14 protein-coding genes are annotated in these 16,675 nt (G+C 54.6%); 3 read left to right on the forward strand and 11 right to left on the reverse strand.

Annotated elements, in window-relative coordinates; all coding sequences use genetic code 11:
- Positions 1-13 precede the first annotated feature (13 nt).
- From amtB to K6R05_RS14255, 5 genes are all read right to left on the reverse strand, one after another.
- Complete coding sequence (amtB, locus tag K6R05_RS14235; RefSeq protein ID WP_161736029.1) at positions 14-1,300, reverse strand: ammonium transporter AmtB; 1,287 nt, start codon at positions 1,298-1,300, stop codon at positions 14-16.
- 34 nt (positions 1,301-1,334) lie between these two features.
- On the reverse strand, positions 1,335-1,673 hold the full coding sequence (glnK, locus tag K6R05_RS14240; protein ID WP_003850469.1) for a P-II family nitrogen regulator: 339 nt from the start codon (positions 1,671-1,673) through the stop codon (positions 1,335-1,337).
- Between the two features lie 257 nt (positions 1,674-1,930).
- Positions 1,931-3,706, reverse strand: coding sequence for a SmdB family multidrug efflux ABC transporter permease/ATP-binding protein (locus K6R05_RS14245; protein WP_161736028.1), 1,776 nt, complete (start codon positions 3,704-3,706; stop codon positions 1,931-1,933).
- Positions 3,699-5,468 (reverse strand): SmdA family multidrug ABC transporter permease/ATP-binding protein, encoded by a 1,770-nt coding sequence (locus K6R05_RS14250; RefSeq protein WP_161736027.1) that lies wholly within the window; start codon positions 5,466-5,468, stop codon positions 3,699-3,701. Before K6R05_RS14250 ends, K6R05_RS14245 begins: the two co-directional genes overlap by 8 nt.
- Before the next feature lie 24 nt (positions 5,469-5,492).
- Positions 5,493-5,954, reverse strand: a complete 462-nt coding sequence (locus K6R05_RS14255) for an Lrp/AsnC family transcriptional regulator (RefSeq protein WP_033782182.1) — start codon at positions 5,952-5,954, stop codon at positions 5,493-5,495.
- A 117-nt stretch (positions 5,955-6,071) separates the two neighbouring features.
- Between K6R05_RS14255 and K6R05_RS14260 the strand changes: the two genes are divergently transcribed.
- The gene (locus K6R05_RS14260) at positions 6,072-7,106 is read left to right on the forward strand and encodes a PLP-dependent cysteine synthase family protein (protein WP_161736026.1); all 1,035 of its coding nucleotides are present in this window, start codon (positions 6,072-6,074) and stop codon (positions 7,104-7,106) included.
- A gap of 34 nt (positions 7,107-7,140) precedes the next feature.
- Here the strand turns inward: K6R05_RS14260 and cof are convergent, their stop codons facing one another.
- The gene (cof, locus tag K6R05_RS14265) at positions 7,141-7,962 is read right to left on the reverse strand and encodes an HMP-PP phosphatase (protein ID WP_161736033.1); all 822 of its coding nucleotides are present in this window, start codon (positions 7,960-7,962) and stop codon (positions 7,141-7,143) included.
- 92 nt (positions 7,963-8,054) lie between these two features.
- Here cof and K6R05_RS14270 point away from each other — a divergent pair, with 92 nt between their 5' ends.
- A complete protein-coding gene (locus K6R05_RS14270) occupies positions 8,055-9,773 on the forward strand; it encodes an SgrR family transcriptional regulator (protein WP_222924427.1) in 1,719 nt (572 codons plus the stop codon).
- 41 nt (positions 9,774-9,814) lie between these two features.
- Positions 9,815-10,510, forward strand: coding sequence for a 7-cyano-7-deazaguanine synthase QueC (queC, locus tag K6R05_RS14275; protein WP_161736024.1), 696 nt, complete (start codon positions 9,815-9,817; stop codon positions 10,508-10,510).
- A 50-nt stretch (positions 10,511-10,560) separates the two neighbouring features.
- On the opposite strand, the gene K6R05_RS14280 is transcribed toward queC, so the two are convergent.
- From K6R05_RS14280 to lon, 5 genes are all read right to left on the reverse strand, one after another.
- Entirely contained in the window at positions 10,561-10,959 is a 399-nt protein-coding gene (locus tag K6R05_RS14280; protein WP_150013161.1) for a YbgC/FadM family acyl-CoA thioesterase, read from the reverse strand.
- Positions 10,960-11,059: 100 nt separating this feature from the next.
- Positions 11,060-11,419: a helix-hairpin-helix domain-containing protein gene (locus K6R05_RS14285; RefSeq protein ID WP_161736023.1), complete on the reverse strand. Its 360-nt coding sequence runs from the start codon at positions 11,417-11,419 to the stop codon at positions 11,060-11,062.
- Between the two features lie 140 nt (positions 11,420-11,559).
- Complete coding sequence (ppiD, locus tag K6R05_RS14290; protein WP_222924428.1) at positions 11,560-13,428, reverse strand: peptidylprolyl isomerase; 1,869 nt, start codon at positions 13,426-13,428, stop codon at positions 11,560-11,562.
- 247 nt (positions 13,429-13,675) lie between these two features.
- On the reverse strand, positions 13,676-13,948 hold the full coding sequence (hupB, locus tag K6R05_RS14295) for a nucleoid-associated protein HU-beta (protein WP_033731763.1): 273 nt from the start codon (positions 13,946-13,948) through the stop codon (positions 13,676-13,678).
- 214 nt (positions 13,949-14,162) lie between these two features.
- On the reverse strand, positions 14,163-16,517 hold the full coding sequence (gene lon, locus K6R05_RS14300; protein WP_003850493.1) for an endopeptidase La: 2,355 nt from the start codon (positions 16,515-16,517) through the stop codon (positions 14,163-14,165).
- Positions 16,518-16,675: the final 158 nt, after the last annotated feature.

Here is a 16,675-nt window from a genome sequence, read left to right on the forward strand (position 1 = left end):
CAGTGCCTGTCCATTACTGGTTGTAAGCATTCTCGCCGTGGCTGTTTACATCCAGACCTTCACGTTCATGCTCTTCCGGTACGCGCAGTCCGACAATCAGATCGGCCAGCTTGAAGCCAATGAAGGCAACAACGCCCGACCAGACAATCGTCAGACCCACACTGAAGAGCTGCACCCAGACCTGATGGCCCATGGTTACACCCTGAGCATAACCGACGCCGCCCAGTGAAGAGGAAGCAAACACGCCCGTCAGGATACAGCCCACGATACCGCACACGCCATGCACGCCGAACACATCGCACGGATCATCAACGCGCAGCCATTTTTTGAGGGTGGTGACGCCCCACAGTCCCGCCAGTCCGCCGACCAGGCCGATGATTAACGCACCGCCTACACCGACATAGCCACAGGCTGGGGTAATCGCGACCAGACCGGCAATAAAGCCTGAGCAGGCACCCAGCAGTGAAGGCTTACCCCGTACCGCCCACTCACCAAAGGTCCATGCCAGTACCGCACCTGCTGTTGCAACCACGGTGTTAAGGAAAGCCAGCGCGGCGATTTCGTTCGCTGCTGAAGCTGAACCGGCATTAAAGCCAAACCAGCCAACGTACAGAATAGCGGTGCCGGTAAAGACCATCGGCAGGTTGTGGGGTTTGAATGCCTCTTTACCAAATCCCGCACGTTTGCCCACCAGATATGCACCAACCAGACCCGCTATAGCGGCGTTAATATGCACCACGGTACCGCCAGCGAAATCCAGTGCGCCATCCTGTGCCAGGAAACCGCCCGCCCAGACCATGTGTGCAATAGGTAAATATGAAAGCGTCAGCCAGACACCGACGAAGATCAATACGGCAGAGAAACGGATACGCTCTGCAATGGCACCAACAATCAGGCCCACGGTAATACAGGCAAACGAGGCCTGGAATGCTACATGGATATACTGATAGAAACTGCCCATAACGGCGGTAAGCTGAATGTTTTTCAGCATGGCCCAGCCAAAGCCGCCGAAAAAGGCGTTACCTTCACTGAATGCCAGGGAGTAGCCGTAGACCACCCACAGCACGCACACCAGCGAGAAGGTGACAGCAACCTGCGTCAGCATCGACAGAACGTTTTTGCCACGAATCAGACCGCCGTAAAACAGCGCAATACCTGGAATTGACATAAAGAGCACCAGCGCGGTGCAAATCATCATAAATGCGTTATCAGCCTTGTCCGCAACGGCAGGCGCAGCCATTGCGAGTGAGGGTAACAGTGCCAGACTGGTGAGGCCCAGCTTAGTGAAAATTTTATTCATTTTTATTCCATCCCATCACAGTACTGAGTCTTAATTACAGAGCGGCTTCGTCGGTTTCGCCGGTACGAATACGGATGACGCGCTGCAGTTCAGCCACGAAAATTTTACCGTCGCCAATTTTGCCGGTGTAAGCCGCTTTACTGATGACATCCACCACTTCGTCTAACTGATCGTCGGCAATGGCGATATCAATTTTGACCTTTGGCAGGAAGTTCACGCTGTACTCTGCGCCACGATAGAGCTCTGCATGGCCTTTCTGACGACCAAAACCTTTCACTTCGGAGACGGTCAGTCCCTGAATGCCGATAGAGGATAAAGCTTCACGTACATCCTCCAGTTTGAATGGCTTAATTACGACGGTAACCAGCTTCATTGGATCCCCTCCAGCGAGTAAATAGGTAACGTTTACGGACACGCAGGGATATAAGCAAAGCCTGTGCCAGAGTGTAAAAGTGCCCTTAATCAGTGAGTCAGGCGAGACAGAGCAAGGGATGCTTCAGGGAAGATATGAATGAGAATGGGTGTGTGACAGGGATCGCAGGCTGAGACTGCACTCCTTTGGTGCTCCAGGCGTCAAAGGAGTGCATTTATACAGATTATTCCGATAAAGCTGCGCAAAAAAGGTGCAAGTCAGCTTTCAGATGTTACAGGTACGCCCGACGCCAGATCTTCCCCTGCCTGCTGCAGCTGATACATCTGCCAGTAGCGTCCCTGCAGCGCCAGCAGTTGCTGATGGGTGCCCTGCTCAACCACACGACCACGATGCAGCACCAGAATCTTATCCGCATCGATAATCGTTGAGAGGCGGTGAGCGATCACCACCAGCGTGCTGTGTTGCCTTAGTGTCGCAAGCGTCTGCTGAATCGCCTGCTCGGTGCCGGAGTCGATGTTAGCGGTTGCCTCGTCGAGGATCAGAATCTGCGGCAGATCAACCAGTACCCGGGCCAGCGCCAGCAGCTGTTTCTGCCCGACCGACAGGTTATTGCCCTGCTCGCCCAGTCGGGTGTGAATCCCCTCCGGCAGGGCATGCGCCAGCGGTGCCAGTTGCACCTGTTCCAGCACTGTCCAGACAGCCTCTTCGCTGATGTCGCGGCCCAGCCGCACATTGGCCAGCAGCGTATCGGCCAGCACCACCGGATCCTGCTGCACCATCGCGATACCGCGTCGCAGCACGGCGTGGCTCAAGCCGCCAATCGGGCGATCATCAATACGGATTTCGCCACGCGTCACCGGGTAATAACCCATTAACAGATTAGCCAGGGTACTTTTGCCACTGCCGGTATGGCCCACCAGCGCCACAAACTCACGCGGTGCGACTTCAAGATTGATATCACTCAGCACATCACGATTTTCACGGTAGGCAAAACTGAGATTGTTCAGGGCAATACGACCTGAAGCCAGTGGCTGCTGATCGGCCCCATACTGCTGCTGGGCGGCATCCATCAGCTCGAAAATACGCTCACCGGAAACCACCGCCTGCTGCAGCATCGACTGCTGGGTGGTCAGCTCAATCAGTGGCTCATTCAGACGGCCCAGGTAAGTAATAAAGGCATAGAGCACCCCCACTTCAAACACACCAGGCACAGAGAAACTGAACAGAATCAGCAGCCCGCACAAGACCATCGCTGAAAACAGGCTCAACAGCGGACGCAGCAGAAAGCCATCGAGGCGCAGCGTCTCCATTCGCGCCAGATAGTGAGAGCGGCTCGCTTCGCCCATGCGCTCACCAAATCGTGCCTGCTGACGAAACTGCTGAATCACACTCATGCCGCTGATCACTTCATTGAAGCCGTTGTTGATGTCAGCCAGATAGCTGCGAACCCGTCGGGCAATCGGCGTGCTGTAACGCTGATAGATGAACATCACTATCAGTACCAGCGGGAAGATCATCATTGCTACCAGCGCCATGCGCCAGTCAAGACTGAACATGGCCACCATCATGGCGCCGACCAGCGCAGCGCTACGCAGTACGGTTGAAACCACTGTGACATAAAGATCGCGGATCACTTCGGTGTCATTCGTCACGCGCGAAATAATCTGCCCGACCGGCTGAGTATCAAAGGCGCTCAGCGGCTGACAAAGCGCAGCATTCATCACGTCACTGCGTAACCGCTGCACCACACCAATCGCAGCGCGATTAAACAGCAGCGCCTGCCAGTAGTGCAGCCCGGCGGCCAGTAGCTGAAGCAGGACAAAGCTGATGACCAGACCGGCCACCAGTCCCCAGGGCATCTGATGCTTCGCCACCAGGTTATCAATAAAGTAGCTGACCAGCACCGGACCGGTTACTTCCGCCGCGGCAGCGATCCACAGCATGCCTACCGCCAGCGACAGGGATTTACGCCAGGGCTTACCGTAACTCAGCAGGCGCTTCAGGGTTGGCCACAAGCGGGCAGACTTAGCCATGCGGCACTCCTTTCTCATTTTCATCATCATCCAGCGCCGCTTCCAGTTGCTGGTAACGATACATGTCACGATACCAGCCAGCGCTGGCGGTCAGCGCGTCATGATTGCCACGCTGTGCCACGCTGCCCTGTTGTAACACCAGAATTTCACTGGCTTCCGTCAGCGCTGACAGGCGATGCGCGCTGATAATCAGTGTTTTTCCCTGCCCCCAGATGCGCAGGTTATGCAGGATTTCGTGCTCGGTACGACCATCCACCGCAGAGAGTGCGTCGTCCAGAATCAGGATTTCTGCGTTCAGCAGCAGTGCCCGGGCAATCGAAAGACGCTGCTTCTGTCCACCGGACAGCATCACACCTCGCTCCCCGACTTCGGTTTCATAACCCTGCGGCAGCCGCAGGATATCGTCATGCACGCAGGCCAGGGTGGCGGCCTGTTCAATCTCCTGCTGGGTTGCGCCCGGTTTCCCCAGCGCAATATTGTTCGCTACGCTGTCCGAAAACAGGAATGGTGTCTGGCTGACCACGGCGAGACGACTGCGCCAGCTGTCCAGCCGTAACTGCGGCAGCGGGATCTGGTGATAACGGATGTCGCCCTGCTGAATATCAAAATGGCGCTGGATCAGGCTCAGTAAGGTACTTTTTCCGCTGCCGGTTGGCCCACACAGTCCCAGCATTTCGCCGGGCTTCAGCTGGAAGCTGACATCACTTAACACCGGAGCCGCGCTGGCCGGATAGTGAAAGGCGCGAATCGCGACCTGCAGCGTGCCCGGGTCAGGTGGCAGTGACTTATCACCATCTTCCACCGCTGGCGCTTCCGCCAGTAATGCACCGATGCGGCTCCAGGCGGCGCTGCCGCGTTCGACGATATTGAACATCCACGCTAGCGCCAGCATCGGCCAGATCATCAGGCCGAGATACATCACAAAGCTGGTAAGCTGCCCCAGCGTCATCTGGTCATGCCACACCAGCCAGCTTCCGCCGCCAATCGCCAGCAGGTTTGAGAAACCAATAGCGATGTAGATAGTGGGATCGAAACGGGCATCGACCCGCGCCACGCGCAGGTTCTTTTCACCGGTATCGCGGGCGATGTCGGAGAATTGCTGCGACTGATGCTGTTCAAGACCGAAGGATTTAATCATCCGGATGCTGGTCAGGCTCTCCTGCGTCTGGTCGTTAAGGCTGGAGAAGGCCGCCTGGGCCAGTTTAAAGCGATGATGCAGCTGATTACCGTAGCGATGGATGACGATCGCCATAATGGGCATCGGCACCAGCGCCAGCAGCGTCAGCTGCCAGCTGATTTGCGTACTCATCACCAGCAGCACCACGCAGCCCATCACCAGCGAGTCGACCAGCGTCAGCACCCCTTCCCCGGCTGCAAACACTACCCGATCCACATCGTTAGTGGCGCGCGCAATCAGGTCACCTGTGCGGTGACGCAGATAAAATGCCGGTTGCTGCCGACTCAGCTGGCGATAAAAATCTTCGCGCAGCTCAACCGCCAGCTGGTAGGAGGCACCAAACAGCAGTACGCGCCAGACGTAGCGCAGCAGATAGACCACCACTGCGGTTGCCAGCATGATGCCAATCCACATCATGATGCGACTGGTACTCATGTTGTCACGTGTGACACCATCAACAATGACACCGACCACATGCGGCGGCAGCAACTGCAGAATAGCAATAACAATCAGCAGGATAACCGCGCCCAGATAGCGCCGCCACTCCCGCAGAAAATACCAACTTAATTGACTGAATAATCGCACAACGCTGCTCTCAATCTCAGGCCCTCAGGGGGCGACAGGTAAAGCCGTGGTGTATTTAATCTCTTCCATGGCGAAGCTGGATGTCACATCAATCAGGCCGGGCACACCGTTCACTAATCGCTTGTAGAAAGCATCATAGCTCTTCATGTCGGCCACCTGAATGCGCAGCAGGTAATCATACTCGCCTGCCATCCGGTAAAAGGCCATCACCTCGGGCATGCTGCTTACCACCGAGACAAAGGCCTGATACCAGTCGCGGCTATGCTGCTGGGTTTTCACAAACATAAACGCCGTCAGTGACAGTCCGATTTTATCCCCATCCAGCAGTGCCACCCGGGCGCGAATAATGCCATCATCTTCCAGCTTTTTCAGGCGCTTCCAGCAGGGTGTGGTGGTGAGGTTGACGGCATCCGCCAGCGCCTGCAGCGACAGCGTGCAATCCTGCTGCAGCAGTGAGAGCAGTTTAAGATCAGTTTTATCTAACATATGGGACTCCCGGAGAATCATTTTCTCCATTACCGCGATTTTAGCGGTATTTTTGCAATCTCTTTTTCCTGCACGTGCCATAAAATAGCCGCATCACTTCTTTACCGGATGCCTGAAATGCAGACCTGCTGGATTCGCCACGCTATCAACGAAATTAACGCTGATTTTCAACGATCGGCTGAAACCCATTTGATCCGTTTCGATCTGGCGGATTTTCCCGGCATCTGGTTCTATCTGAAAGATGAGAGCACCCATCCCAGTGGCAGTCTTAAACATCGGCTGGCACGATCCCTGTTTCTCTACGGTCTCTCCAACGGCTGGATTAAAGAGAATACGCCGATTATCGAAGCCTCGTCAGGCAGCACGGCCGTTTCAGAGGCGTACTTCGCAAGGCTGCTTGGTCTGCCCTTTATTGCGGTGATGCCCGCCAGCACGGCGAAACGTAAAATTGAGCAGATCACCTTTTATGGTGGACAGTGCCATTTTGTCGAGGATCCCTGCCAGCTTTACGCAGAATCTGAACGGCTGGCACGTGAGCTGAATGGCCATTTTATGGATCAGTTTACCTACGCTGAACGCGCTACTGACTGGCGCGGTAATAACAATATTGCTGAGAGCATTTTCCGTCAGATGCAGCATGAACCCTATCCGATTCCGCATACGGTGATTATGAGCGCGGGCACTGGCGGCACCTCAGCGACGCTGGGCCGCTATATTCGTTATCAGGGCCTGGAAACGAAACTGCTGGTGGTGGATCCCCAGCATTCCGTGTTTTTCGATTACTGGCAACAGCGCGATGCAACACTGACCAGCACGCGCGGCAGCATGATCGAGGGAATTGGCCGTCCGCGCGTAGAGCCGTCATTTATGCCTGACGTGATTGATGAAATGATCAAAGTACCGGATGGTGCGACGTTGGCCGCCATGCTGAAGCTGGAAAAGATCCTGGGACGCAAACCGGGCGCCTCTACGGGCACCAATTTCTGGGGCATGATGCAGGTGGCGAAACGCTTACGGGCAGCAAATCAGCAGGGATCCCTGGTGACACTGCTGTGCGACAGTGGCGAACGTTATCCCGATAGCTACTATCAGCCGGAATGGGTGGCAAAACATATTGGCGATATCACGCCGTGGCAGTGCGAACTCGAATAAAAAACCGGACATCCAGTCCGGTTCACGGCAATCCTCAGCATTCGGGGGAATACGCGAGGTCGGGTGTTGCCAGCCAGTGATTTAAATAGTGAGACACCGCCTGTGTCTCGCAATGCCCTAATACCGGCAGATGCGGTAGCGCAGCTTTCAGTTGCGCCATCGCATTGCCCATGATGAAGCCCCGCCCAACCTGCGACAGCATTTCTCGGTCATTCATTGCATCCCCGAACGCCATGCACTCCGCCAGCGTCAGTGACAGATGGTCGCACAACAGCGCCAGCGCGCTGCCTTTGTTGCAACTGGCGGGCAACACTTCCAGACAGTCCACTGCAGAGAAGCAGATATTCGCCTGCTCACCCAGCGCCGCACCCAGTTCCGTTTTCAGCTGGCACAGATGCTGATGCTGATCGATAAAGCAGATTTTTGTTACCTGATGCGCGGGAAGCCTTTTCAAATCGCACAGCTGATAGCTAAACCCGCTCATCTGATGGGCCACCAGCAGCTCAGGCTGGGGGCGATCGGTAAACCACCCCTGATCGTTGAAAATGTGGATCGACGCGGATGTTTCCCAGTGGCGATGGATGACCTCTTCGGCTACCGCAGAGGGCAGATCACGCGCAAAGATCAGATTGCCCTGCCTGTCGTGTACACGAGTGCCGTTCCCGGTAATCAGCCACGCAGGCAGCGTTAATTTCTCCCTCAGAATCTGCATCTCCAGCAGATGGCGGCCCGTCGCCAGCGCCAGATTTACGCCACGCAGATGCAACGCCTGCAGGCTATCCAGCGTCTGCTGACCCAGCTGATGATCCGGCAGCAATAATGTGCCATCCATATCGAATGCGGCTAAACGCATTATGGTTACCCTCATGCTGAAAAGATGAGCTTACTATTGCCTGTTAATCGCGGAACTAATAGTGAATACTTTTAAAAAACTGTTCCGGGTTTACGATGCGTCAGCTTAACCGCCTTAATCAGTTTCAGCGCCTGTGGCAGCAAAGCCAGGGCATCCCTCAGCAGACCTGCGTGGCAGAGATGGCGCGCCACTGCATCTGCAGCGAGCGTCATCTGCGCACGTTACTGTCACAGTGGCAGCACGCTGGCTGGCTTAGCTGGCACGGCGAGCCGGGCCGTGGCAAACAGGGTCAGTTAGTGTTTCTGCGCACGCCTGAACAGTTACGGCAGCAGTTGTTGCAAAAACAGCTTGATGCCGGAGATGCGGCGGATGCCTTACAGCTGCTGGATCTGCCGCCGGAAAGGCTGATCAATATGCTGCGGCCGTTAATGGGTGGACAATGGCAGAACGACACGCCGGTTCTGCGTATCCCCTACTATCGTCCGATGGAGAGCACCGAGCCGCGCCAGATTACCGGACGGGCTGAACAGCACCTGGTTCGTCAGATCTATTCCGGTCTGACCCGTTTTGAGCAGGATGCGCCGGTCGGCGACCTGGCGCATCACTGGCAGCACGATGAGGCGTCATGTAGCTGGTTATTCTGGTTACGGCCTCAGCTGATGTGGCATAACGACGAGCCGGTGCAGGCCGCACAACTGGTGACGCAGTTCCGCCAGCTGTTGCGGGATACGCGTGTCAGGATATTGCTTGCCGATGTGGTCAGCGTGGATGCGCCTCACCCGCTGGCGCTGCGGTTTACCCTGCGACGACCTGATTTCTGGTTGCCTCACCGACTTGCCCATCTTTTGTGTCTGCTGCCCCATCCCGCTGATATGAAGACAGGCAGCGGGCCGTGGAAACTGAGGCATTTCAGCGCTGAGCTGGTGAGGATTGAAAGCCATGCGCGCTGGCATCTGCAGCGTCCTCTGCTGCAGGCGGTGGAGTACTGGATTACTCCTCAGCTGTTTGATCCCGCTCTCGGCAGCAGCTGTCGTCATCCGGTGCAGATTGCGATAGGGGATGCCGCAGAACTCAGGACATTGAAGCCGGTCAGCAGTAGCATCAGTCTCGGCTTCTGTTATCTGGTCTGCCGGCCGCGAGCCGGATTTACCCCTGATCAGGCGCGCACGCTTTTCCAGCTGATTCAGCAAAGCGGCATCGTCAGCCGATTACCACTGGATGAGGGATTAATTACCCCCAGCAAAGAGCTGTTACCTGGCTGGGAAGTGCCGCTGATTGATAATGTTCCGGTCCCCTTGCCCACCACTCTGACACTGCATTATCAGCTGCCGGTTGAGCTGCATCAGATGTCACAGGCACTGGTCGCCCTGTTAAAACAGCACGGTTGTACTCTGAACGTCGTTTTTCACCCGGTGAAAAGCTGGCATCATATCGACCCGCCTGATGAGGCGGATATCCTGATGGGCGATCGGCTGATTGGCGATGCGCCGATCTTCACACTGGCGAGCTGGTTACAGATTGACCCGCTATGGCGTCGGCTGTGGTCTACACCGCATGGCGAAGAAGTCCAGGCGCAACTGCTGGCTATCCAGCAGATAGCAGATAGCGACAGCCGTACCCGTGCGCTACAGCAGCTTTATCATCAACTGATGAGGGACGGCATCCTGCTGCCTCTGTTCAATTATCGCTACCAGATTTATGCGCCCCCTGCCGTAGAAGGGATTGAACTGAACACGCTGGGCTGGTTTGATTTCAGCCGCGCATGGATTCCACCGCCCATTGATCCGCCTTGCAGCTGTTCAGCAGCGGACTGAGGCATTACCATAAGCGCAAAATTAATTATCAGGGAAACACCATGAAACGCGCGGTTGTAGTTTTCAGCGGTGGACAAGACTCCACTACCTGCCTGATTCAGGCTGTACAGCTTTATGATGAAGTTCACTGTGTCACTTTCGACTATGGACAACGCCACCGGGAAGAGATCGATGTCGCCCGCGATCTGGCGATGACACTGGGTGCGCGCGCACATAAAGTGCTGGACGTGACCATGCTGAACGAACTCGCTGTCAGCAGCCTGACGCGGGATAACATTCCGGTGCCGGCTTATAATCCTGAGGCCAGTGGATTACCCAGTACGTTTGTACCAGGACGCAATATTCTCTTTCTGACGCTGGCCTCAGTTTACGCGTATCAGGTCGAAGCGGAAGCGGTCATCACCGGCGTCTGCGAAACCGATTTTTCCGGCTATCCCGACTGCCGCGATGAGTTTGTCAAAGCGCTGAACCATGCGGTGTCGCTTGGCATGGCTCGCGAGGTGCGTTTTGAGACGCCGCTGATGTGGCTCAATAAAGCGGAAACCTGGGCGCTGGCAGATTACTGGCAGCAACTTTCGCTGGTACGCGAGCAGACGCTGACCTGCTATAACGGCGTAAAAGGCGACGGATGTGGTGAGTGTGCTGCCTGTCATTTACGGGCCAATGGCCTGCAGGGTTATCTCAGCGATCGGGCGGGCGTAATGTCTGCCATGAAAGCTAAAAGCGGCCTTAACTAAGACGGTATGACATGGCGGCAAAGCAGTCAGGTTTGCCGCTTTTTATCAGCTCATGCCATCAGACGCATCAGCCGCTCACGTAACTCCCCTTCCAGCGCAACCGCCTTTTGGGTCCGCAAATCAATACAGACAAACGTGAGTGCGGCATCCGCCACCACGGTCTCCTGACCTGCCAGCAACACCCGCTGGGCAATAATGCCGCTTTTGCCATTTAACTGCGTAATCTCACTGTCGATAGCCAGTACGTCGCCCAGCACGGCCGGGCGACGGTAGTTAATGTTGATATTGACCACCACAAAAGCCAGTTTCTGTTCCAGCAACCAGTGGAACGCTTCAACCTCTTCCAGCCATTGCCAGCGCGCCTCCTCAAGAAACTCAAGATAGCGCGCATTGTTGACGTGCTGATAGACATCCAGATGATAGCCACGCACTTTTATGGTGGTCTGCATGATCATGCTCTCCTGCTACTGTAAGTTAACTGGTTGGACCTGTTCACTTTAGCAGAGTCACCTGATTAGCGTGGGTTAAGCATCACAGATGTGTACTGCCTCACAATTTCAGCCGGGACGCATTTCGCTCTATCAGCGCGTTACCGATACCCGGTACTTCACTGAGTTGCTGAATCGCGCTAAAGGGTCCGTACTGTTCGCGATAGTTCACAATCGCCTGCGCTTTCTTCAGCCCCACACCATTCATAGCAGCAGAGAGCTGTTCCGCTGTCGCTTCATTGATGCTGACCTGTTCCTGCTTTGGCTGCAGCTGCGCGGCTGTCTCCGGCTTCGGTGCAGGATGTGCGTTCTGCGACACAGCCGGACTGGCAGGTTCAGGTGCCGCAGAGACGCTGCCGTGACAGAGTGTACCGCCCAGTGCGAGTGAGAGATAAAAGGCAACAAGTTTATGTTTAGCCATGCTGTGTTTCTCCTTGTGTGTAAACAGCAGTGACAGAGTGGCACTACACCGCACAAGGCTCAAAAGCGGGATTTCAGAAATGGAAAAGGCCGCGAATGCGGCCTTTGATTGTTACAGTGGTTGCGTAGTTTTTGCGAGGCTTACTGCATTTGTGCGGCAGCGCCGTACTTGATTTTCGCCTCTTTACGGAGGTTTTGCAGTAAGGCTTCAAACGTCAGCTGCGCATTGTTCTGCGTGACGCCCTTAACCATTTCGTCAATCTGCGCCTGTGGCATGCTGCCGGTTTTAACTTTATCTACCGCCACCAGCACCACATTACCCTGCATATCTTCGCTGACACCCCATGAAGGCTTATTGTCAGCAGGCTGAGGCAGATTAAAGGCGGCCTGTGCCACCGGATCCTGCGCATTCCGGTCAACGGTTTTGCTGGCGCTCAGTGTCAGGCCTGCTGCTGTCAGTGCTTCCAGCTTGCCCGCTTTGAGATCGGTCAGCAGTTTATCGGCCTGTGCTTTCGCCTGCTGTGTCGCTTTGTCATGCTTAAGCGTATCCGTAATCTGCGCCTTAACCTGCTCCAGCGGTTTTACCGCTTCCGGTTTGTGCTCGCTGATACGCAGCACAAAGGCACGATCGCCGTCGACGGTAATAATGTCGGAGTTGTTGCCCGGTGCACCGTTCTGACCCACCAGACCGCCGTTAAAGATTGCCTGCTTCACAGCATCAAAGTTAAGCGCGTCTGGCAGCGTGTCCTGACTGAACCAGCCGGTCTCTTTCGCTTTCAGACCCGAAGTCTGCTCGGCACCCGCCAGTGACTCATTGTCATTGCTGGCCGCTTCACTGACTTTTTGCTGCAGTTTGTAGAAGGCATCAACGCCCTTCTCCTGCTTCACTTTCGCGGCAACAGCGCTGCGAACGTCATCCAGTGGCTTAACCTGCTCTGGCTGAATATCGTCGAGACGAACCACCAGGAAGCCCACTGAAGATTTAATCACGCCTGACATCTGGCCTTTCTCCGTCAGACCGGCATTTTTCAGCTCATCAGGGGTCGTTGACGGTTCCAGCCAGCCCATATCACCGCCCTTACGCGCAGAGATTGGGTCGATGGATTTGGCTTTCGCCACATCCGCGAAGTTAGCGCCCCCCTTCAGCTGAGCCAGTACCGCATTGGCATCGGCTTCAGTTTTGGTCTGAATGACGCTGTAGCGCGTACGCTGTGGCTGCGAATAGTCCGCTTTATGCTGGTCGTACCAGGCCTGAATATCCGCTTCGCTGGCATCCTGCTGCATGCTGGCAGCATCCATCAGGATGTAGCTGACACGGAACTGCTCCGGTGCCATAAAGCTGGTTTTATGCTGCTGATAATACTGACTGATTTCGTCGTCGGTGACGGTTTGTTTCGCCATCAGGGCATTGACGTCCAGCGTCGCCTGACGAATATCACGTTGCTGTGAAACCAGATCCACCAGTTTGCTGGCTTCGCCTTTCAGCGTGAAGTCTGTGTTGGCCACGGCATTGATCAGCTGCTGATTGGAGAGTTGCTTACGCAGCGCTTCAGCATACTGGTCGGCACTGAAACCCATGTTGCCGATCAGCGCCAGATATTTAGCATTATCGAATTTGCCGTTGGTCTGGAAAGCCTGCTGATTGAAGATAGCCTGCTTAACCTGATCGTCACTGATGCTGAGGTGGAGATCTTTGATGTAGCTGTCGAGCAGTGCCTGGTCGATTAACTGAGACAGTGCCTGCTGACGCATCTGCTGCATGAAGCCATCGTTGCTGGCCAGCTGCGAGAACTGGTCACCCAGCATCTGCTGCTGACGACTGCGTTCACTGTTGAAAGCCTGCTCCAGCTGTCCCCGGCTAATCTCCTGACCGTTAACTTTGGCCGCATAGTCGTTATTGCCGCCAATCAGATAGTTGCCAACGCCTGTCAGCACAAAAGAGACGATAATCAGTCCCAGAATAATCTTGAGCACGACATGGTTCGACGCCGCGCGTAAATTGTCCATCATGGTATGGCAACGCTCCGCTGTAGTGTGAATGTAAAGCTCGGTCGCAACTCGCCACTGGCTGGCGACTCACGTAACTGCTGGCTTGGCTGGCAGTCTCAATACGGTCCAGGTCCATCTTACGACCCGATTCTCACCGGTTAAAACAAAAAAGGCACATCTCATTGATGTGCCCGTATGTTACATGAGAACGGGTTAATCGTCCTCTAATCCACTGAAGAAAATGCGTCAATGAATCTATTCGTTGTTATTAATTGACAGCGTCTTTCAATGCTTTACCAGCACGGAAACCCGGTACTTTACCAGCCGGGATGGTGATTTCTTTACCGGTTTGCGGATTGCGGCCGGTACGTGCAGCGCGGTCACGCACAGAGAATGTGCCGAAACCCACCAGAGCCACTTCATCACCCTCTTTCAGCGCATCTGAAACTGAGCCCATAAATGCATCTAAAACACGTCCTGCTGCAGCTTTAGAAATATCAGCATCGGCAGCAATTTTGTCGATCAATTGTGACTTATTCACTCTCTTCATCCCCTCTTTTATTATTTCACATCGTACCGGGCTTCCGGCCGGGTACGAACGCGCAGCAAGTTATATCAAGCCTGTGGAGCCGAAACAACGGAATTTCTCTGAGAACGTCGCATCGACAGCCACCTAAATTAGCGGCACAAAAAAAAGCTGGCAAGCGCCAATTGCCTTGCCAGCTCCGCTTTTTAACGGTTTATGCCGTTAATCACTATTTTGCTGTTGCGACCTGCATGCCGTAAGGCGCATTTTCCAGTGCCAGATTCAGCACCTCTTCAATGCGTTTCACCGGATGGATCTCCAGATCGGCAATCACGTTCTGTGGAATCTCTTCCAGATCACGCTTGTTGTCGTCCGGGATCAGCACGGTTTTAATGCCACCACGGTGTGCTGCCAGCAGTTTCTCTTTCAGACCGCCAATCGGCAGAACCTGACCACGCAGGGTGATTTCACCGGTCATAGCGACATCCGCACGCACCGGGTTACCGGTCAGACAAGAGACCAGCGCGGTACACATTGCGATACCGGCACTCGGGCCATCTTTCGGTGTGGCGCCTTCTGGCACGTGAACGTGAATATCACGTTTTTCGTAGAAGTCACCATTAATGCCCAGTTTCTCGGCACGGGCACGCACCACGGTCAGCGCAGCCTGAATCGACTCCTGCATCACTTCACCCAGGGAGCCGGTGTAAGTCAGCTTGCCTTTACCCGGTACACACGCAGTTTCGATGGTCAGCAGATCGCCGCCCACTTCCGTCCACGCCAGGCCAGTGACCTGACCCACACGGTTTTCACTGTCAGCACGGCCGTAGTCGAAGCGCTGTACGCCCAGGAAGTCCTTGAGGTTTTCACCGTTGATGGTGATGTGCTTTTTCGTCTTGTCCATCAGCAGTGATTTCACCGCTTTACGGCACAATTTCGACAGCTCACGCTCAAGACTACGCACGCCAGCTTCACGGGTGTAGTAACGGATAATGCCGACAATCGCGCTATCTTCAACCGTAATTTCACTGGCTTTCAGCGCGTTGCGCTCAATCTGCTTGGTCAGCAGATGCTGCTTAGCGATGTTTAGTTTCTCATCTTCGGTATAACCCGACAGACGAATCACTTCCATACGGTCCAGCAGCGGTGCCGGGATGTTCATTGAGTTCGACGTTGCCACGAACATGACATCAGAGAGGTCATAGTCGACTTCCAGATAGTGGTCGTTGAACGCAATGTTCTGCTCAGGATCAAGCACTTCCAGCAGCGCTGAAGCAGGATCGCCGCGCATGTCCGAAGACATTTTGTCGATCTCATCCAGCAGGAACAGCGGGTTCTTAACCCCGACTTTCGCCATTTTCTGGATGAGTTTACCCGGCATAGAGCCGATGTAAGTACGACGGTGACCACGGATTTCCGCTTCATCACGCACGCCACCCAGCGCCATACGCACATATTTACGTCCGGTCGCTTTGGCGATCGACTGACCGAGGGACGTTTTACCTACCCCTGGCGGTCCGACCAGGCACAGAATCGGCCCTTTGATTTTGCTGACACGACTCTGAACCGCAAGATACTCAAGAATACGATCCTTCACGCGCTCCAGGCCGTAATGGTCAGTGTCCAGCGTCTCCTGCGCTTTACGCAGATCTTTCTTCACTTTGCTGCGCGCGTTCCACGGAACCTGCACCATCCAGTCGATGTAGCCGCGAACCACGGTCGCTTCAGCGGACATCGGGGACATCATTTTCAGCTTCTGTAGCTCAGCTTCTGCTTTTTCACGCGCTTCTTCCGGCATTTTTGCCGCGTCGATTTTGCGTTTTAACGCTTCGTACTCGTCAGGCGCGTCGTCCATCTCACCGAGCTCTTTCTGAATCGCCTTCATCTGCTCATTCAGATAATACTCGCGCTGGCTCTTCTCCATCTGCTTCTTAACACGGTTGCGAATGCGCTTCTCAACCTGCAGCAGATCGATTTCAGATTCCATCATCGCCATCAGATATTCCAGACGCTCATTAACGTCGGACATCTCCAGCACAGACTGTTTGTCTGCCAGTTTCAGTGGCATATGCGCTGCAACGGTGTCAGCAAGGCGGGCCGCATCGTCAATGTTATTCAGTGAGGTTAAAACCTCGGGTGGGATCTTTTTATTGAGTTTGATGTAGCCTTCAAACTGATTGATCGCCGTACGCACCAGCACTTCCTGCTCGCGCTCTTCAATCTCTGGCGAAACCAGATATTCAGCTTGTGCAACAAAATGGTCACCGTTGTCGGCCAGCGTCGTAATATGGGCGCGCTGTAAACCTTCTACCAAAACTTTGACAGTGCCATCCGGCAGTTTCAGCATTTGCAATACTGATGCAACGGTCCCTACTGAAAAGAGATCGTTAATGCCAGGTTCATCCGTTGAAGCCTCTTTCTGTGCGACCAGCATGATTTTTTTATCATGATCCATTGCGGCTTCAAGGCACCGAATTGATTTTTCCCGGCCAACAAACAACGGAATTACCATGTGCGGATAAACCACCACGTCGCGCAGCGGCAACACGGGGATTTCAATGCGTTCAGAACGCTCAGGATTCATAGAGCTCTCTCTTTGTTTAATGTCCGCCAGGTGATGGGAACCGCATCAGGCAGGTATGCAGTTAAACCCACAGGTATCTGAGTATATGGGGATGATTGTCCGACATTCAACGTCACAGAGGCGAGAAAAGCAAAAGGGGAAACATTTTCCCCTTTTTT

Origin of the sequence: Pantoea alfalfae, assembly GCF_019880205.1 — a bacterium.
Taxonomy (GTDB): domain Bacteria; phylum Pseudomonadota; class Gammaproteobacteria; order Enterobacterales; family Enterobacteriaceae; genus Pantoea; species Pantoea alfalfae.